The following is an 18,362-nucleotide window of genomic DNA, read 5'->3' on the forward strand; positions in this document are numbered from 1 at the left end:
ATCCGAGGGATGTGGACCGGGAGGCCGGCATGAAGGTCGCGGTGTTCGGTCTGGGATACGTGGGCACCGTCACGGCGGCGGGACTGGCCTCGCGCGGTCACGAGGTCTTCGGGGTGGACGTCGACACGCTGAAGGTGGACGCCATCAACCGCGGGCAGAGCCCTGTCGTGGAGCCCGGCGTCGACACGATGGTCCAGGAAGCCGTGGCAGCGGGTCGGCTCCAGGCCACGACCGACGCCAGGCTCGCCGTCGAGGGGGCGGACGTGTCACTGATCTGCGTCGGCACCCCGTCGTCGCCGCGAGGCGACACCGACCTCACGTACATCAGCCGCGCGCTCGCCGACCTGCGCGTCGCGATGGAGGTTGCCCAGCCGCCGGCTTCGGGCGTCCACTCCGTCGTCGTCCGCTCGACCGTGCCGCCCGGCACCGTCGCCACTGTGGTGGCTCCCGAGTTCGTGGAGGGCCGCGTGCCCGCGAACTGGTCCGTGCGCACCGCCATGTGTCCCGAGTTCCTGCGCGAGGGCTCCGGCATGGCGGACTTCTTCGCACCTCCCTTTGTCGTCGTCGGAACCGATGACGCGCAGGCGCGGGCGTCGCTCACCGAGCTCTTCGCCTTCCTCGGTCAGGAGATCCACCACGTCGACGTGGCGACGGCCGAGGCACTGAAATATGCCTGCAACGCCTTCCACGCGGTCAAGGTGACCTTTGCCAACGAGATGGGTCGCGTGTTCGCCCCCTACGGCGTGGATGCCCGCAGGGTCATGGAGATCTTCTGCGAGGACCGCAAGCTCAACATCGCGCCGACCTACCTGCGGCCGGGCTTCGCCTTCGGCGGCTCGTGCCTGCCGAAGGACCTGCGCGCGCTACAGAGCATGGCCCGGCACACCGGTGTCGAGATCCCGCTCGTGGGGTCCACCATGACGAGCAACGAGATCCTCGTGCGCTCCGTCGTCGACCGGGTGCTCCAGACCGGGTACCGCCGGGTGTGCCTGCTCGGCCTGAGCTTCAAGATGGACACCGACGACCTGCGCGAGAGCCCCAACCTGGAGGTGGCCGAGCGGTTCGTGGGCAAGGGCCTCGACGTCCGCATCTACGACCCGATCGTCAATCCCGACAAGCTGATCGGCGCGAACCTGCGTCACCTCCAGAGCAAGCTCGCCCACGTGAACCGGCTCCTTGCCGCCACGCCCGAGGAGGCCCTGGCGGACGCGGAGGTCGTCATCGTCTCGTCGTCCGATGCCGCGACCCTGAAGGCGCTCACCATGGCCGACCCGCGTGTGGTCATCGACCTCAACGGCAGGCTGGGCGAGGCGGTCGAGCAGCTCCCGGCATACGAGGGGGTCAACTGGTGATGCGGCGCCACGGCTCGCCCGCGTCACCGACGCGGGTGCTCATCATCGTCCAGAACCTTCCGGTGCCCTTCGACCGGCGGGTGTGGCTGGAGTGCCAGAGCCTGGTCCGGGCCGGCTACGACGTCAGCGTGATCTGCCCCACCGGTGACGGCACCGGCCGCGAACAGGTCATCGACGGCGTACGCATCCTGGCCTACCCGCCGTACGCCCCGGGCGGCGGCGCGGTGGGGTTCTTCATCGAGTACGCCTACTCGTTCCTGGCCACCGCCTGGCTGGCGTTCAAGGCCAGGCGGCGGGGCACCTTCCGCGTCGTCCAGGCCTGCAACCCGCCGGACATCTTCTGGCCGCTGGCCAGGGTGCTGAGGCTGCTGGACGGCTCGCGATTCGTCTTCGACCACCATGACCTCTGCCCTGAGCTCTTCGAGTCGCGGTTTCCTGACGGTCCGCGGCCCTTCCTGCGAGGTCTTCTGCGCCTCGAGCGGGAAACGTTCCGCGCAGCCGACCGGGTCACCTCGACCAACGACTCGTATGCCGCGATCGCGAGGTCGCGGGGCCACAAGGCGCCCGAGCACGTGACCGTGGTCCGGACCGGTCCGGACCCGGAGCGCCTGCGCCGCCAGGAGCCTGACCCGGGGCAGCGACGGGGCCGGGAGCACCTGGTCGCGTACATCGGTGTGATGGGCCCCCAGGACGGGGTGGACATCGTCCTCGAAGCCGCCGACGTCATCGTCAACACCTTCGGGCGGCACGACATCTCCTTCACCCTGATGGGCAAGGGTGACTGCTACCCCGACCTCGTCGCGCAGCGCGACCAGCTCGGCCTCGCCGACTACGTGGACATGCCTGGCCGGGTCCCCGACGAGACCGTGAAAGCCGTCTTCTCCACCGCCGAGGTGGGCCTCTCGCCGGATCCGCTGAACCCGCTCAACGACGTCTCGACGATGAACAAGACGATGGAGTACATGGCGTTCGGCCTGCCGGTCGTCGCCTTCGAGCTCAGGGAGACGAGGGTGTCGGCGCAGGACGCCGCGCGCTACGTGGAGCCCGGAGACGTCGAGGGCTACGCGCGCGCCATCGTCGAGCTCCTCGACAACCCCGAGGAGCGCGAAGTGATGGGCCGCCGTGGCCGCGAACGGGTCGAGCAGCACCTGGCCTGGGAGCACCAGCGCGTGGGGTACGTCGCGGTCTTCGACGAGCTGAGCGGTCGCCTGCCCGCCCCACGCAGCCAGACGTCCTCCGCCTCCGAGCCCCAGCCACCCACCGAGCTCCTCCGCGCGAAGGCCTAGTCATGTGCGGGGTGGCGGGCGCGTACCAGCAGCCTGACGGCAAGGTGGTGGTCTCGACGATGGTCGACCGGATCGACCACCGCGGCCCCGACGCCCGCGGTGTGGTGGAGCTGGTCGACCCGGAGAGCTCCGTCGTGCTCGGTCACCGACGGCTGTCGATCATCGACCTCTCCGCCGCGGCCGACCAGCCGTTTGCCAGGGGCGGCCTGACGCTGAGCTACAACGGCGAGCTCTACAACTTCCTGGAGATCCGCCGCGAGCTCGAGTCCCGCGGGGTGCGCTTCGCGACCCGGTCCGACACCGAGGTCGTCCTCGAGGCCTGGCGCGCGTGGGGCCCGGGCGCACTGCGCCGTTTCCGCGGGATGTACGCGTTCGCGATCCACGACGAGCGCACCGGGGACCTCAGCCTCGTCCGGGACCCGCTCGGCATCAAGCCCCTCTATGTCATGCCCAGGGGTGCGGGAATCGTCTTCGCCTCGGAGCTCAAGGCGATCATCGCGGCCGTCGGCCCGGAGCTGCGGGTCAATGCGGCGGGCATGGTGGCGTCGGCGCTCTACTACTGGCTGCCGCAGGAGTACGACGCGGTCGAGGGCGTCCACAAGCTGCCTCCGGGAACGTGGCGGACCTACCACAAGGACGGTTCGGTGAGCTCCGGCGAGTTCTGGAACACCGCCGAGGAAGCTGCCCGTGCCGCCGCCACCGGGCCGACAACGGACCTGCGCGAAGTGCTCAAGACCGCCGTCGAGGCCCACCTGATCTCGGATGCCCCCGTCGCCTCGTTCCTGAGTGGGGGGCTGGACTCGAGCATCATCACCGCGCTGGCCCACCAGGCGGATGCGGCGATCGAGGCGTACACGATCGCCTTCCGGCCGGAGGACCAGCGGCTCGAGGCCATGCCCGATGACGCGCGCTACGCGCGCATGCTCGCCTCGCACCTGGGGATCCGGTTGCACGAGATCGAGATCAGCCCCGACATCGTGGACCTGTTGCCGCGCATGGTGGACATCCTCGACGAGCCGATCGGGGATCCCGCAGCCATCAACACGCTCCTCATGTGCGATGCCGCCCGCTCCGCCGGCGTCAAGGTGCTGCTCTCCGGCATGGGGGCCGACGAGCTCTTCGGCGGCTACCGCAAGCACCTGGCCACGCTGATGACTGCGCGTTACCGCCGGGTGCCGCGCACCCTGCGCACGGGAGTCATCGCCCCCGCGGTCCGGGCCATGCCCGTCGCCGTCGGGCAACGCGGCATACGAACCGTCCGTTGGGCCCAGCGGTTCCTGACCTTCGCCGAGCTGCCGGAGGAGGAGGCCTTCCGCCGCAGCTACACGATGTACGACCGCGACGAGCTGGTGGACCTGCTCGACCCGAGCCTGGCGGGCCAGGTCGACGGGGTGATCGACCACCACCGCGCCGTCTACGAGGACAACGACCTCGCCGACCAGGTCAGCCGCATGTGCCTGGCCGACTCGCGGATGTTCATGGTCGGGCTGAACCTCACCTACACGGATCGCGCGAGCATGGCCGCCTCCACGGAGGTGCGCGTGCCGTTCGTCGATCCCGTCGTGTTCGCCGCGGCGTTCGCGCTGCCCGGGTCGGACAAGATCCGCGGACGCGTGCAGAAGGCGGCGCTCAAGGACGCCGCCCGGGCCTGGCTGCCCGACGAGATCATCGACCGTCCGAAGGCCAGCTTCGGGGTCCCGCTGCGGGCCTGGGTGACGAACGACCTGCGGGAGCTGGTCGATGACGTGCTGCTCGGCGGCGAGCTGGTCCAGACCGGGTTCCTGCGTCGCGAACCGCTGTCGAGACTCGTGGACGACCAGCGCAGCGGGCGTCGGGACGAGTCCAAGCAGATCTGGCAGCTGCTGTGCCTGGAGCAGTGGTACCGCAACGTGCGGTCGGCAGGGGTGAGTGCGGGGTGAGCAGGGGGTTGTCTCCCGCCGTCCGGGGAGGCCACGGGCAGGGGCCCGGTCAGAACGCAGGGATGTGGAAGAGGACATGAAGCAGGTAGCCCAGAACTATCGCTCCGGTGAGCTCGTGGTGCTCGACGTGCCGGCTCCGGCGTGCAAGCCCGGCGGGGTGCTCGTGCGGACGCTGTACTCGTTGATCTCCACGGGGACCGAGATGATGAAGGTCACCGAGGCCCGGCTCTCGCTGATCGGCAAGGCGCGGGCCAGGCCGGACCAGGTCAAGAAGGTCCTCGACTCGGTGGCGCAGCAGGGTCCGGTTGCCACGTACAAGAAGGCCATCAACACCCTGGACAGCTACACCCCGCTCGGCTACTCGCTCTGCGGCGTCGTCGTGGAGGTGGGGGCTGGTGCCGAGGAGTTCGCCGTCGGGGACCTGGTGGCCGCGGCCGGCAACGAGTTCGCGCTCCACGCCGAGGTGAACTGGGTGCCCGTCAACCTGTGCGTCGCCGTGCCCGCCGGGGTCGAGCCGGAGCACGCCGCGTTCGCGACCGTGGGCGCCATCGCGATGCAGGGTGTCCGGCGCAGTGAGGCCCAGCTCGGGGAGATGGCGTGCGTCATCGGGCTCGGGCTCATCGGGCAGCTGGTCGTCCGGCTGCTGGTGGCCTCCGGCGTCCGGGTGGTCGGCGTCGACACGGTGCCGGAGCGGTGCCGGATGGCCGAGGCCGCCGGCGCCCTGACGTGCGGAGCCCCCGACGACGACGGTGCGGCCCACGTCGAACAGGCCATCCTGGCGGCTACCAGCGGGCTTGGCGCCGACCACGTGTTCCTCGCCGCCGGCGGCGACAGCAACGGACCCGTCGAGCTGGCCGCCCGCCTCGCGCGGGATCGCGCGCGGGTCGTCGACATCGGCAAGACCAAGCTCGACCTGCCGTGGAACGCCTACTACGAGAAGGAGCTCGACGTCCGGTTCTCGCGCTCGTACGGTCCCGGCCGCTACGACGACCGGTACGAGCTCGAGGGCATCGACTACCCCGCCGGCTATGTGCGGTGGACCGAGCGTCGAAACCTCCAGTGCTTCCTCGACCTCCTGTCGGGCAAGTCCCTCGAGGTGGCCTCCCTCGTGTCCGGGACGCGGCCCATCGCAGACGCGCCATCGGTCTACGAGGAGATGCGCACCGGGTCGATGCGCGGCATCGGCTTCCTGTTCGAGTACCCGCGCCCCGCGGTCGATGCCGACGGTTCCACGGGTGAGTTGTTCACCCGCACCGTGACCCTTCCGCGCTCGTCCGCTCCGAGGACGCGGCTCGAGGGAGCCACCGCGCGGCTGGGCTTCATCGGTGCCGGTAGCTACGCCAGCTCCATGTTGCTGCCCCACCTCGCGAAGCACCCGGCGGCGACGTTGGCCACCGTGGCGACGACTCGTTCGCTGTCCGCCGTCAACGCGCAGCGCAAGTTCGGGTTCGAGGCGCTGACGACCGACGCCAGTGTGGTCCTCGAGGACCCGACGATCGACGCGGTGTTCGTCGTCACGCGGCACCACTCGCACGCCGACTTCGTCTGCCGGGCGCTCGAGCAGGGCAAGGCCGTCTTCGTCGAGAAGCCCCTGGCCCTGACGCCCGAGCAGGTGGACCGCATCCTGGAGGTCGTGGAGAGGACCGGTAACGACCGCGTCATGGTGGGGTTCAACCGCCGCTTCGCGCCCCTCTTCACCGATTTGCGCGGACGCTTCGGCCGTCCGACCGGACCCATGAGTGCCCGCTACCTCGTCAACGCGGGATCCCTCGACGCCACGAGCTGGTACCTCAACGAGGAGCTCGAGGGTTCAAGGTTCCTCGGTGAGGGTGGGCACTTCATCGACACCCTCAGCGCCTGGATCGGGCACGACCCGGTGCGGGTGATGGCGCAGCAGACCTCCAACGGCGCGGATCTGCACGTCCTGCTCACGTATGCCGACGGCTCGCTCGCGAGCATCACCTACGCGACCGATGGCGACAGCCGGTTCCCGAAGGAGACGCTGGACGTCTCCGGTGGTGGCAGCAACGCCCGTCTCGACAACTTCTCCCGCGCCACCCTCTGGAGCCGCGCGGGCAAGGACGTGAAGCGCTCGTATGCCGGTCAGGACAAGGGACAGCGCGCGGAGGTGGCCGCCTTCGTCGACGCGGTGGTCGCAGGTCGGCCGATGCCCATCTCGCTGGAGTCGCTGGTGGCGACCACCCGGGCGACGATCGCCGTCGGCCAGAGCCTTGTGTCCCACGAGGCAGTGTCACCATGAGCAGGTCCGCGCAGTGGTACCTGCGTCGGCTGCGCGGAATGACGCCAGACGAGGTGCTGCAGCGAGTCGCAGACCGGGGACGCCAGGCCCTGTGGGCGCGCCGGCGGGTGGAGCTGGGCGCAGCGCCCGGGACCGTCGCGGGACTCCTGCCTGATCGTCGGTTTGCCAGTGCGCTGGAGCCGGACGTGAGGGGACAGGTGCCGGCAGCGGCTCGGGACGCGGTGGTCACCGCGGCCAATCGGCTGCTGCGAGGTGAGTATGCCGTGCTGGGCACCAGCCGTCGCGACATCCTCGACCCCGACTGGTTCCACGACCCGGTGACGGGTCGCCGCGCTCCCCAGGACGTGCTGGCCTTCCGCGTCGACCATCGCGACGAAGGCGTGACGGGAAACATCAAGTCGGTGTGGGAGCTGTCGCGACACCACCACCTGACGGTCCTCGCGGCCGCCTGGTGGCTGACCGGCGACGAGCGGTACGCCGACACCGTGGCTCGGCAGCTCAGGTCGTGGTGGGCCGCCAACCCCTTCCTCTCCGGGGTGCACTGGACCAGCGGTATCGAGATCGGGGTCCGGCTCATCAGCTGGGCATGGGTGCGACGGCTGCTGGACGGCTGGCCGGGGGCAGCCGGCCTGTTCGAGGACAACGCCGACGCCCTCCAGCAGCTCAGGTGGCACCAGGAGTTTCTCGCCGCCTTCCGAAGCACTGGGTCGTCGGCCAACAACCACCTGGTTGCCGAGGCGGCCGGGCAGCTGGTCGCGGCCTGTGCCTTCCCCTGGTTCCGCGAGAGCGACGAGTGGCGCACTCGCGCGACGGTCGAGCTGGAGAACTCGTTGGCCGCCAACACCTTTTCCAGTGGGCTGAACCGAGAGCAGGCCTCCGACTACCACCGCTTCGTGACCGAGCTGGGCCTGGTGTCGCTGGCCGAGGCGGGTCGTGCGGGCCACCCTCTGAGCCCCTCGACCAGGTCGTTGCTGGTGTCGTCCCTGGACGCTGCGGCCGCCATGCTCGACGCGAGTGGTCGCCCACCTCGACAGGGCGATGGTGACGAGGGTCGCGCCCTGGTGGTCGACGGCCCGGACGTCGATCCGTGGGCAAGCCTGCTTGCAGCGGGTGGTGCCGTCGTCGGGCCTCTTGGCTGGTGGCCGCCGACGGTGGCCGGTGTCCAGAGCACCGTGCTCCGCGCCGTCGCCGCCGGCACGTCGACGGCCGCGGGCGCCGAGAGCACCCCACTGCCTGAGCGGGCCGCGAGCGCCCCGCTCGCCTTTCGCGACGCGGGCCTCTACGTGCTCCGCACCCCCGCCGGCCAGGGGCCCGAGATCTGGTGTCGCTGTGATGGAGGCCCACACGGGTTCCTGTCCATCGCGGCGCATGCCCACGCGGACGCCTTGTCGGTCGAGGTCCGCTGCGACGGTGTCGAGCTGCTCGTCGATCCCGGGACGTTCTGCTACCACGGAGACCCCGTCTGGCGGCAGTACTTCCGCTCCACTGCCGCGCACAACACCATCGAGGTGGACGGCGTCAGCCAGTCCGTCGAAGGCGGGCCATTTCTCTGGAGCAGCCAGACCGACGCCGTGGTCGACCACTTCGAGCCGGACGGCCCGGTGCAGGCGTGGACGGCTCACCACGCCGGCTATGCGCGACTTGATCCTCGACTTCGTCACGAACGTACGGTGACGCTGGACCCGGTCGAGCGCGCGCTCCGCGTCACGGACACCCTGACGGGGTCCGCGTCCGCGCGCCATACCCTGCGCCTGGCGTGGCACCTTGGACCGGAGGTCCGGGCGCGGCTCACTGACGGAGGGGCGCAGCTGTCCTGGACGGGGGAGTCGGGTCCTGGCCGCGCCCTGCTCCGCCTGCCTCAGTCGCTGACGTGGTCGAGCCACCGCGGTGAGGTGGACCCGGTCCTGGGGTGGTACTCCCCCCGCTTCGGGGAGAAGGTGCGGACCACCACCCTGGTGGGCTCCGGCTCGTGGACGGGCGCACTCACCCTGCAGACCGGTCTCGATCTCACCGAGAGTGCCGCGGCGGTGCGGGCCGCCTCCTTCTCGTCGCCCGGTGAGGAGGAGTCGTGAGCGAACAAGCCCTCGACCTGAGAGCGACCTGGGCGATCGCCCGCCGTCGCGCGTGGATCCTCGCGCTCGCGGCCGCCATCGGGGCGGTCGACGGAGGTGTCGCCCTGTCGATGCGTCCTCCGGAGTACAGCAGCACCAGCAAGGTCCTCCTCCCCGTGGCCTCGCAGGGGTCGACCGTCGCACTCCCCGCCCACGGCATCGACACCCAGGTGCAGATCGCCCAGAGTGAAGCGGTGCTCGGGCCTGCCGGACAGGCAGTCACCCCCGCACTGACCGCGACCCAGGTGGCCAAGCGGGTGACCGTCAAGGCCGCGACGACGGACCTGATGAGCATCACGGCAACCGGGACCACTCCTGAGCGGGCGCGGGCACTGTCCGGCGCCGTCGCCCAGGCGGAGCTCGACTACCTCAAGGCCGCGGCGAACACGCTGCAGGCGCAGGCCAGAAGCGCCCTCTCCACCCGAGTCGCCGCGCTGCAGGCCAGCCTCGCGGCGGTGAACTCCGAGATCAAGAAGACCGATGTGCGACTTGCCGGCGAGTCCCCGGCCTCGCCTGCGGGCAAGGCGGACGCGGCCGCGCGCGCGCAGCTGACAGCGCAACAGGGCAGCTTGGTGCTCCAGGTCGACAAGCTCCAGCAGGAGACCGCGAACCAGTCCCTTGCCCAGCCCGGTGCCGTTGCCACCCTGATCGAAGCAGCCTCGCCGGCCGTGACCACGTCGCCCTTTGTCAGCGCTGCCCTCTTCGGGGTGGGGGGTGCCGCAGCGGGTGCCCTCCTGGTCCTGCTCATCCTCGTGCTGCGATCCCGTCGCGAGCGGGCCGTTCGTTCCCGGGACCAGATCGCCGATGCCGTCGGAATCCCTGTCGTGGCGTCCATCGAGAGCCATGCCCCGCGCTCGGTCGCGGGATGGACCGGACTGCTCAAGAGCTACGCGCCGCACAACGTCGAGACGTGGACACTGCGCCAGCTGGTGCGCCTCGTGACGCCGGGCCACCCGGGAAGCCTCGCACCCGAGTCCGACGATGACACCGGGCCGACGGGGGTCGTCTTCCTGACGCTGTCCGGAGACGTCAAGGCCCTGGCGGTCGGTCCACAGCTCGCGTCCTTCGCGGCATCGTCCGGTCTCCAGACCCAGCTGCTCACCGCACAGATGCATGAGTCGGCGAACGCGCTCCGGGTCGCGTGCGCGGGCCTCGCGCACGATGAGCAACCGCGTCCCAGGCTGTCGGTCGACGGGAGCGCTCACGCCCAGCGTTCCGCGGACCTCGTCGTGCACATCGCCGTGACCGACCGTCAGCGTCCTGAGCTGCGCCTGGGGGTGGGCAAGGCCGTGATCCTGCTCGCGGTGACAGCAGGATCAGCCACGGCGGAGGACCTCGCCAGGGTTGCGCTCGCCGCTGACGACTCGGGCAACTCCATCGCTCGAATCGTCGTCGTCGACCCTGACCCCCTGGACCGCACCACGGGACGCCTCCTGCCCTCGGAACGCGCAGCCCAGGTGCCACTCCCGTCGCTCATGACCGGCACCGCGGCCACGGCCGAGGCGACCGCCCTGAGGACTCGCCGGAGGCTGCGATGATCGACGTCTCCTGGCGCATCGAGGATGAGGACCGCGACTTCGAGATCACCGGAGCGCCGCGACCGCTTCTCGGCACCTGGCACTACCTGCGCAACTCCCTCCGCCGCGCGTGGCGCACCTGGAGCGTCCTCGCCGTGCTCGGGGCTGCGCTCGGCCTCGCCGTGATCGTGCTGGTACCCCCGGCCAGCAAGGGCACCGTGATGGTGTTGATGGCCCACCCCGCGAACCTCGACGCGCAGTCGGCCATGGCGACCGACCTCAGCCTGCTCAACACCCGAGAGGTGGCCTCCCGCACCGTCAAGGCACTGTCGCTGGACATGTCGCCGGAAGCCTTTCAGTCGACGATCACTGCCGAACCGGTCACCCCCGAGGTGCTCACCATCTCGGTCTCGGCACCGGACGACGGGTCGGCGGTGACCCGGGCTGATGCCCTGACCGAGCAGTACCTCACATTCCGTGCCCAGCAGCTGAAGTCCCTCAGTCGTGGCCTGATCGACGGGTACAAGTCCCGGATCGACACCCTCCGAGCCCAGGTCACCACCCTCACGGCCTCCTACAACGAGGAGCTCCTGAAAGGCGCGGACGGGCAGAGCCAGGCTTCCGACATCCTCACCCGTCGCACCCAGCTGAACTCGCAGATCGTCGAGCTTCAGTCGGCGTTGGAGGATGCCTCGCTGAGCGCGGACGCCGCCATCGCGTCCACGCACGTGATCGACCCCGCGACGGTCGAGAGACGGTCCCTCAAGAGGCTGCTGGTCCTCAACGTGGCGTCAGGTCTCATCGCGGGAACCGCCCTGGGAGTCGGTTTCGTGCTGTTCCGGGCTCTCACGTCCACCAGGGTGCGACGCCGCCAGGACGTGGCGCTCGCCCTCGGCGCCCCGGTTCGGTACAGCGTGGCCTCGCGGGGACCCACGGAACGCCGCTTCGCGCCCCTGCGGTGGATCTCAGGGCCGTGGCACGCTCGTGACCTTGCGACGCTCGTCCACGGCTTGGCCTCAGCGCTGCCGGACCGCAGTGACACCACACTCGCGGCGTTGCCTGCCGCTCCGGTCCGAGCCGGGTGGGTCGACGACCGGCAACAGGTCGTGGCCATGGTCGCCATCGGCAACGCGGGCGTGGCCGCCGAGGTGATGGCTGCGCTGGCACTCCAGCTCAATGCCCTCGGAAGGGGTGTGTTGCTGGTCGACCTCAGCCCGTCCGGAGCGCTGGTCGCCCACCTGTCGTCCAGGCGGTTTGCCAGGCGCGCCTCCCGCATGGCGTCGAGGGAGGCCTCCGAAGCAGCTCGGGCGCTTGGTTCGCCGACGGTGTTCCGTCCCACCGGGGCGGTCGGGCTGGCACGCGGCCCTCTGCGCGCGGCTCGCGGCGACTCGGCAGCCCTTCGTGGCGACGACGATTTCCCGGGTGACGCGTGGGCCGCGGCGGACGTCGTCCTCGTCCTGGCCGACGTCGACCCGGGGATCGATGCCGAGAACCTCGCGTCATGGGTCGGGCGGGCAGTGCCGCTCATCACCGCCGGCCAGTCCTCCCCGGAGCTGTTGCAGACCACGGCGGAGCTGGTCCGGGCGGCCGGTCTCGAGCTCCCCTTCGCCATGATGGTCGGGTCCGACGACACCGACGAGAGCCTCGGCCTCAAGGGCTCCCATGACTCGGGGTCCATGGCAGGGAGCCAGCGGTGAGCACTACCGCAACGGCGGGCCGCTGGGTCAGGCCATGGCCTCGCACGGATGAGCTCCGGCCGACCTCGTCCCTGCGGACCCGCGCCTCGGAAGTGCCGAGACTCCTGTTCCTGGCGTGGGGGGCCCTGTTCTGCAACGTCCTCACGCCGACAGGGGTGTCGACGATCGTGCCGATCCCGGGCCCAGTCACCCAAGCCATCGCGCAGGGTTCCCTCATCCTCGCCGTGGTGCTGGCGTTGTTGGTGAATCCCCGGATCGTCATCCGGCCGCACCTCTTCCTGGTGCTCCTGTCCGTCATGGCTGTGGTGGCCCTGGCCGTCAGCATCCACAGCGTCTTCTTCCTGGGGTCGACCTATCGCGCCATGCGACTGGTCGGCTTCGTGGCCTGCCTGTGGCTGCTGTCCCCTTGGTGGGGCGCTCGGGACCTCCTGCTCCTGCGGGTCCACCGCCTCTGCCTGTGGGGAGCCCTGATCCCCGTTGCCCTCGGAGCCCTGATCGCGCCCGGCAAGGCGTTCGCCTTCGAAGGACGCCTGTCCGGGGTGATCTGGCCCATGTGGCCGACCGCCGTGGCGCACTACGCAGCAGTGCTGCTCGGCACGTCGGTCGTGCTGTGGCTGTGCCGCACCATCGGTGGGAGACATGCCCTGGTGGCCGTCGTGCTCTCGACGGCCTGTCTCCTGGGTACGCACACCCGCACTGCACTGCTCGGTGCCATCACGGGGCTCATCGTGGCCGCGGGCAGTCTCTTCCTCGGGCACGCACGCGTCCGGCGGACCTCGGTGACCACGCTCGTCGCCGTGATCGTCGGCGCCACCCTCTTTGCCCCGCAGGTGCTGCGCTGGGCTGCTCGCGGCCAGTCGGCGGAGCAGGCGACTGACCTGACTGGTCGGGCCACGGTGTGGACCGCAGTGTCGAACACCAGCCGCCCACGAATCCAGGAGCTCTTCGGATCGGGCCTGTCGGACAAGTCCTTCACCGGTCTGTCCGTGGACAGCAGCTGGGTGGCCACGTATCTCGACCTCGGATGGTTCGGCGTGGTCCTGCTCGTCACCTTCCTGTGCGTGCTGTTGGGGATGGCCGTCACCCACCCGCGGGGTCCGCGGCGCGCCATCGCCCTGTTCCTGATCACGTACTGCGTGTTGTCCTCGATCACGGAGACCGGCCTGGGTGACGCCTCGGCATACCTGCTCGACCTCGTGGTTGCGGCGTCGCTGGTCGTTCGTCCTGCACGTCGAGGGGCCACATGAGGATCCTGGTCATCCACGGTCGGTACCGGTCAGCGGCTCCCAGTGGGGAGAACATCGTCGTCGACCAGGAGGGAGCCGCGCTCCGCGCCGCCGGCCACGACGTCGAGCTCTTCGAACGGCACAGCGACGACATCGCCGGGTGGTCGCTGCCGCGCAAGGCAGCACTCCCCGCCACGACGCTGTGGAACGGCGAGGTCAAGCGCGACCTGGCGGCCCACCTCGTGGCGACGCGACCTGATGTCGTGCACGTCCACAACACCTTTCCCCTGATCAGCTCCTCGGTCCTGTATGCGTGCCGCGATGCCGGGGTGCCTGTCGTCGCGACGATCCACAACTACCGGCTCCTCTGCGCAGGGGGTGGCTTCTTCCGCGACGGCGAACCGTGCCATGACTGCTCAGCCGGGCGCGGGGGGCCAGCCCTCCTGCACGGCTGCTACCGAGGGTCGCGTCTGGCAACGCTTCCGATCGTCGCCGCCAACCTCATCCATCGCCCGGCGTGGCAGCGTCTCGTTGCTGCCTACGTCTTCATCTCGGAGTCGCAGAAGAACCTGATGGAGGACCTCGCCCTCCCCCCGGAGCGGGTCTTCGTGAAGCACAACTTCGTCGTCGGCGGCGAGCTTCGCACGAAGGAGCGCGAGCACGTGGTGACCTACGTCGGCAGGCTGGACGCGGCCAAGGGCGTACCCCTCCTCATGAGCGCGTGGGACGCCTTCCGGGCCGAAAACCCCCACTCCGCACTGCGACTGACGGTGGTCGGTGGGGGTCCGCTGGAGGCGGAGGTGAAGGCCTGGGGCGCCAGGCACCCGACCGTGGAGCTGGCCGGCCTGGTGTCGCGCGAGCAGGTCGGCGACATGCTGGCCCGGTCGGTGGCGAGTGTGGTGACCTCACAGTCGGAGGAGACCTTCGGGCTGGTGGCCGTCGAGGCGATGGCGGCGGGGGTCGCATCGCTCGCCCCGGCAATGGGGCCCTTCCCGGAGCTCATCACGCATGGGCTCGACGGCGTCCTGTTCCGAGCCGGAGATGCTGCTTCGCTTGCGGGGACCTTCGCCCAGATCGACCGGGATCCGCAGCGATTCGTCGCCATGGGCCTGCAAGGACGCGCGACCTACGAGCGCCGCTTCCAGCCGGAGAGCAGCCTCGAGCGTCTGCTCGAGATCTACGACTTCGCCATCGCCAACCCCGTCACCGCGCCCCCCAGGGTGGCTTCGAAGGGCCGCTGACGCGTCGCCCCGTCAACGCGGCCTGGTCGCCACGGCCGGTCAGTCGCGCACCACGGCTCCGCTGAGGAAGTCGAGCAGCCTGGGGCCCTGCACCGCCGTCGTGAACTCGGTCCGGGCGCGTGCCTTGGCGGCGACACCCATGGCCACGCGCCTCTCGGGGTCCGACATGACGGCGATGAGCCGGTCAGCGCCGGCGCCCGGGTCGTCGAGTGGCCAGAAGTCACCCTCCACTCCGGGGCTGAGGATCTCGGGGATGCCCCCTACAGGCGCCGTGAGGACGGGGAGACCCTCGGCCATTGCCTCCACGAGAGCTATCCCGAAGCTCTCCATGCGCGAGGCGTGGCAGTACACCTGATGGCCCGCGACCATGGGCCGGGGATCGGGTTGGTAGCCGACGAAGCTCACCTGCGTGGTGAGGCCGAGGAGTGCGGCCCTCTTCTCCAGGCCGGCACGGTCCGGTCCGTCGCCGATGACCGTGAGCGTGTAGCGATGGCCACGTTCGGCGGCGGCCGCCAGGACCTCGAGGAGATAGCCCTGGTTCTTGCGCGGCTCCAGTGCTCCGACGGTGACGAGGTCCGCGATCGGGGTGACGGGTGGCCGGTCCACGACGTCGACGGCATTGGGTATGACGACGCCTGGGACCGCGCGCAGCGCTGGCAGCCGCTCCTCCAGCAGGGATCGCATGAACTGCGAGACGTAGACGACGCCGTCGAGCCGAGGCAGGACGTCTGCCTCGAACGACCGGATCGACGAGTAGGTCCGACCAGCTCTGGGGATCTCGCCCTTGTCCGCCCACTCGTCGGCCTGCGAGATGTTGAAATGGACTGCCATGACTACGGGTTCGTCATTGCGCACGCGCATCGCCGCACTGGCGGACACCGGGCACTGGGCATACACGACAGCTGGTCCGGCGGTCTCGGCGAGGCGCGCTGACAGCCCGCCCCGGAGGTAGGTCTCGTGCCACTGCCGGTACCACCACACGCCCAACGGTCCGCTCATCCGACCCAGGACCAGGCGTGCCCCGAACACCGGCATGCGGGTCAGGGACCTCTGGGAGAACGGTGTCACCACGGTGGCGGCACGCCCGCTGGACCGTGCGTACGAGCGAACGGTGGCAACGTGGCTCTGGACCCCGGAGCCGCCCGCCTCACGCAGGAGGGTCGCCAGGACGATCGTGGGTTCCGGCACTGGAGCTGGCTGCACGAGTCCCCTTGAGTGGTGTGGTGTTCCGGGCCGGGCGCCCGGTCTGCGATTCTCTCCGAACGCCGGGTCGGCCGCCACCCGCATCCAGCGAAGTCTGCTGCCCTGGCGGGTAGACTTCACGTACTCGATCGTCAGGTGACACGGACCCCGCGGACCCTGGAACCTGCCGGTTCGAGGTCCAGGTGGGGGAGGTCTCCGGATGACACAGGGGGGAAGCCGCTCGGCGAGTGGCGCCGCGACGTCGGTGTCATCTGCGGCGGCCGTGTCATCGACGCTCGCCATGGGGGCGGCACTGGCCTACCTGGCGCTCGCGGCACTCGTGACGACTGCGCGAACTCGCGGAGTCGACTCCAGCGTCTACTGGTTCTTCCGGCCGGGCGGGGTCTGGGGACGTACCCAGCGGATCAATGCAGACCTCGTCGACGGACTGGAGCCCCGCGTCGTCTTCTCCACTCTCGCTGTCGTGGCTGTCCTCTTCGCGGTTCGCCGGCGCTCCTGGCGCCCGTTGACGGTCGTCGCCGTGTTGTCAGTCGTGACGGCCCTGATCACCATCGTGACGAAGGTGGTCGTCCAGCGAGCAGACACCGGGGGAGCCTTCGGAGTCGGTGGGGGCAGCTTTCCCTCTGGGCACGCTGCGGCCATCACGGTCTGCATCTTCGGCCTGCTGATGCTCTTCCGGGTGCGAATTCGCCTCTGGGAGTGGGCAGTCCTGCTGTTGGTCGCCATGGTGGTGACCGTCCCGCTGCTCTTCGTCGGCCTGCACTGGTTGACCGACGTGGTCGGCGGCATCCTCGTCGGGCTCGCCGTGAGCTCCGCTCTGAGCTCGGTCCTCCTGCTGCGTCCGCGTCCCGGCGTCCGGCCTGGGTCTCCGCGGGATTCGCAGGATTCGCGGTGACAGGGTCGAGACTCGTCCTCATGGCGGTCGGCGTCCTGCTGGTGGGATCACTCTCCGCCAGCCATCCGCGCGACGTCCGAGCCGGGGTCGGACCACGGCCGGCCAACGGGTCGACCACCCAGCCGGCCGGCGTCGGGCCCCCGGGAGGTGCCGCGCCTGTGGCGCCCACGCAGGCACCTGCCCGCCCGCCTGTGGCGGTGTGCGACTCCGTGCTCCTGCGCGGCCCGGCCGCAGCGCCCCAGGGTGCGGTGGTCGTGGGGCTGTCCGACGACCTCGAGTCCGTGACCGACAGCAACGACCCCGGGACGACGTTCTGGTTGGCCGCAGGCACCCACCATCTCGGTGACGGGCAGTACAACCAGGTCCACCCGAAGGCCGGCAACCGCTACGTGGGAGCGCCGGGGGCCATCATCGACGGTCGCCACCTCAACCAATATGCCTTTGGTGGACAGGAGACGGGGGTCCACATCTCCTACCTGACGATCCAGGGGTTCGGCTCCGCGGGCGAGAACTTCAACGAGGGCGTGGTCAACCACGACTTCGCCACCGGGTGGGTGTTCTCGCACGTGACCGTGCAGGGCAACGCAGGGGCGGGGTTGCTCCTGGGCACTGACAACGTCCTCGAGCTGAGCTGCATCCGAGGCAACGGTCAGTCCGGGTTCAACGCCTATCGACCCGACGGTGTCCGGAACCTCGTGGTCGACCGCAACGAGATCACGGGCAACAACACCGACGACTGGGAGGAGAGCCAACCCGGCTGTGGCTGCACGGCCGGGGGGAAGTTCTGGGACACACGAGGTGCCGTCGTGACCAACAACTACGTCCATGACAACCGGGGCGTGGGACTGTGGGCGGACACCGACAATGTCGGCTTCCGCTTCCAGGGCAACTACTTCTCGGAGAACGACGGCGAAGCGCTGTGGTACGAGATCAGCTACAACGCCGAGATCATCGCGAACACGTTCATCCGCAATGCACTGGTCAAGGGGCCGGCCAACCCTGGCTTCCCGGCCGGGGCGGTCTACCTCTCCGAGGCGGGCCAGGACTCCCGCGTCGAGCCCACCGTGGGTGCCTCGTTCGTCATCGCCCGCAACACCTTCATCGACAACTGGGGTGGGGTCGTCCTCTGGGAGAACGCTGATCGGTTCGCCGGATCACCCAGCAACACGAGCAGCGACTACGGGACGCTGGTGAACCCGGAGGCGACGGTGGGGCAGTGTGCCAAGGAGGACGTGGTGAGCCGCCTGCCCTACCGCAGCGACTGTCGGTGGAAGACGCAGAACGTCCAGGTCCATGACAACTCCTTCTCGTTCGACCCGAGCCGGCTCGGCGCAGCCTGCACGGTCGAGAACACGTGTGGCTACCAGGGGTTGTTCTCCAACTCCGGAAGCTCCCCTGACTGGTCGCCATACCTCGGCGATGTCGTCCAGCGCGCAATCACCTTCTCGCAGAACAACAAGTGGTTCGACAACACCTACGTGGGCCCGTGGTCGTTCATGGTGCTCGCGCAGGGCAACACCGCGACCTGGGACGTCTGGCGAGCACAGCCCTATGGACAGGACGTCGGCAGCTCGATGCGGTGAGGTCCCCACCGATGCTTCAGCCAGGCCCTGGCTCCCCGCTGAACCTGCAGGGCGGCGCTGAACCTGCAGGGC

At 69.8% G+C, this 18,362-nt stretch carries 12 protein-coding genes; 11 read left to right on the forward strand and 1 reads right to left on the reverse strand.

Features of this window, described 5'->3' with window-relative positions; all coding sequences use genetic code 11:
- The first annotated feature begins 29 nt into the window (after positions 1 to 29).
- The 9 genes from AC1DS4_RS03835 (at position 30) to AC1DS4_RS03875 (ending at position 14,609) form a co-directional block, all read left to right on the forward strand.
- A complete protein-coding gene (locus AC1DS4_RS03835) occupies positions 30 to 1,352 on the forward strand; it encodes a nucleotide sugar dehydrogenase (RefSeq protein WP_477633052.1) in 1,323 nt (440 codons plus the stop codon).
- A complete protein-coding gene (locus AC1DS4_RS03840; RefSeq protein WP_477633114.1) occupies positions 1,352 to 2,638 on the forward strand; it encodes a glycosyltransferase family 4 protein in 1,287 nt (428 codons plus the stop codon). Before AC1DS4_RS03835 ends, AC1DS4_RS03840 begins: the two co-directional genes overlap by 1 nt.
- 2 nt (positions 2,639 to 2,640) lie before the next feature.
- Entirely contained in the window at positions 2,641 to 4,557 is a 1,917-nt protein-coding gene (gene asnB, locus AC1DS4_RS03845) for an asparagine synthase (glutamine-hydrolyzing) (protein ID WP_477624248.1), read from the forward strand.
- A gap of 76 nt (positions 4,558 to 4,633) precedes the next feature.
- On the forward strand, positions 4,634 to 6,817 hold the full coding sequence (locus tag AC1DS4_RS03850) for a bi-domain-containing oxidoreductase (protein WP_477624247.1): 2,184 nt from the start codon (positions 4,634 to 4,636) through the stop codon (positions 6,815 to 6,817).
- Positions 6,814 to 8,889, forward strand: coding sequence for an alginate lyase family protein (locus AC1DS4_RS03855; protein ID WP_477633053.1), 2,076 nt, complete (start codon positions 6,814 to 6,816; stop codon positions 8,887 to 8,889). The genes AC1DS4_RS03850 and AC1DS4_RS03855 overlap by 4 nt, the downstream gene beginning before the upstream one ends.
- Positions 8,886 to 10,466, forward strand: a complete 1,581-nt coding sequence (locus tag AC1DS4_RS03860; protein WP_477633054.1) for a hypothetical protein — start codon at positions 8,886 to 8,888, stop codon at positions 10,464 to 10,466. The genes AC1DS4_RS03855 and AC1DS4_RS03860 overlap by 4 nt, the downstream gene beginning before the upstream one ends.
- Positions 10,463 to 12,142, forward strand: coding sequence for a GumC domain-containing protein (locus tag AC1DS4_RS03865; RefSeq protein WP_477633055.1), 1,680 nt, complete (start codon positions 10,463 to 10,465; stop codon positions 12,140 to 12,142). The genes AC1DS4_RS03860 and AC1DS4_RS03865 overlap by 4 nt, the downstream gene beginning before the upstream one ends.
- A complete protein-coding gene (locus tag AC1DS4_RS03870; RefSeq protein ID WP_477624243.1) occupies positions 12,139 to 13,389 on the forward strand; it encodes an O-antigen ligase family protein in 1,251 nt (416 codons plus the stop codon). The genes AC1DS4_RS03865 and AC1DS4_RS03870 overlap by 4 nt, the downstream gene beginning before the upstream one ends.
- The gene (locus tag AC1DS4_RS03875) at positions 13,386 to 14,609 is read left to right on the forward strand and encodes a glycosyltransferase (protein ID WP_477633056.1); all 1,224 of its coding nucleotides are present in this window, start codon (positions 13,386 to 13,388) and stop codon (positions 14,607 to 14,609) included. The genes AC1DS4_RS03870 and AC1DS4_RS03875 overlap by 4 nt, the downstream gene beginning before the upstream one ends.
- 39 nt (positions 14,610 to 14,648) lie before the next feature.
- Here AC1DS4_RS03875 and AC1DS4_RS03880 read toward each other — a convergent pair whose 3' ends face one another.
- Positions 14,649 to 15,797 (reverse strand): glycosyltransferase family 4 protein, encoded by a 1,149-nt coding sequence (locus tag AC1DS4_RS03880; RefSeq protein ID WP_477633057.1) that lies wholly within the window; start codon positions 15,795 to 15,797, stop codon positions 14,649 to 14,651.
- A 214-nt stretch (positions 15,798 to 16,011) separates the two neighbouring features.
- On the opposite strand from AC1DS4_RS03880, the gene AC1DS4_RS03885 reads away from it, so the two are divergent.
- Positions 16,012 to 16,707, forward strand: coding sequence for a phosphatase PAP2 family protein (locus AC1DS4_RS03885; protein WP_477624242.1), 696 nt, complete (start codon positions 16,012 to 16,014; stop codon positions 16,705 to 16,707).
- Positions 16,704 to 18,290 carry a right-handed parallel beta-helix repeat-containing protein gene (locus tag AC1DS4_RS03890; RefSeq protein ID WP_477633058.1) on the forward strand — a complete coding sequence of 529 codons (1,587 nt, stop codon included), beginning with the start codon at positions 16,704 to 16,706 and terminating at the stop codon, positions 18,288 to 18,290. Before AC1DS4_RS03885 ends, AC1DS4_RS03890 begins: the two co-directional genes overlap by 4 nt.
- Positions 18,291 to 18,362 lie beyond the last annotated feature (72 nt).

This window comes from Pedococcus sp. P3_C7 (genome assembly GCF_056402615.1).

Bases quoted from the DNA above. Each gene is read 5' to 3' on its own strand.
- AC1DS4_RS03885 (WP_477624242.1), top strand. From the start codon at position 16,012: ATGACACAGGGGGGAAGCCGCTCGGCGAGTGGCGCCGCGACGTCGGTG.
- asnB (WP_477624248.1), top strand. From the start codon at position 2,641: ATGTGCGGGGTGGCGGGCGCGTACCAGCAGCCTGACGGCAAGGTGGTG.
- AC1DS4_RS03835 (WP_477633052.1), top strand. From the start codon at position 30: ATGAAGGTCGCGGTGTTCGGTCTGGGATACGTGGGCACCGTCACGGCG.
- AC1DS4_RS03875 (WP_477633056.1), top strand. From the start codon at position 13,386: ATGAGGATCCTGGTCATCCACGGTCGGTACCGGTCAGCGGCTCCCAGT.
- AC1DS4_RS03840 (WP_477633114.1), top strand. From the start codon at position 1,352: ATGCGGCGCCACGGCTCGCCCGCGTCACCGACGCGGGTGCTCATCATC.
- AC1DS4_RS03865 (WP_477633055.1), top strand. From the start codon at position 10,463: ATGATCGACGTCTCCTGGCGCATCGAGGATGAGGACCGCGACTTCGAG.
- AC1DS4_RS03850 (WP_477624247.1), top strand. From the start codon at position 4,634: ATGAAGCAGGTAGCCCAGAACTATCGCTCCGGTGAGCTCGTGGTGCTC.
- AC1DS4_RS03855 (WP_477633053.1), top strand. From the start codon at position 6,814: ATGAGCAGGTCCGCGCAGTGGTACCTGCGTCGGCTGCGCGGAATGACG.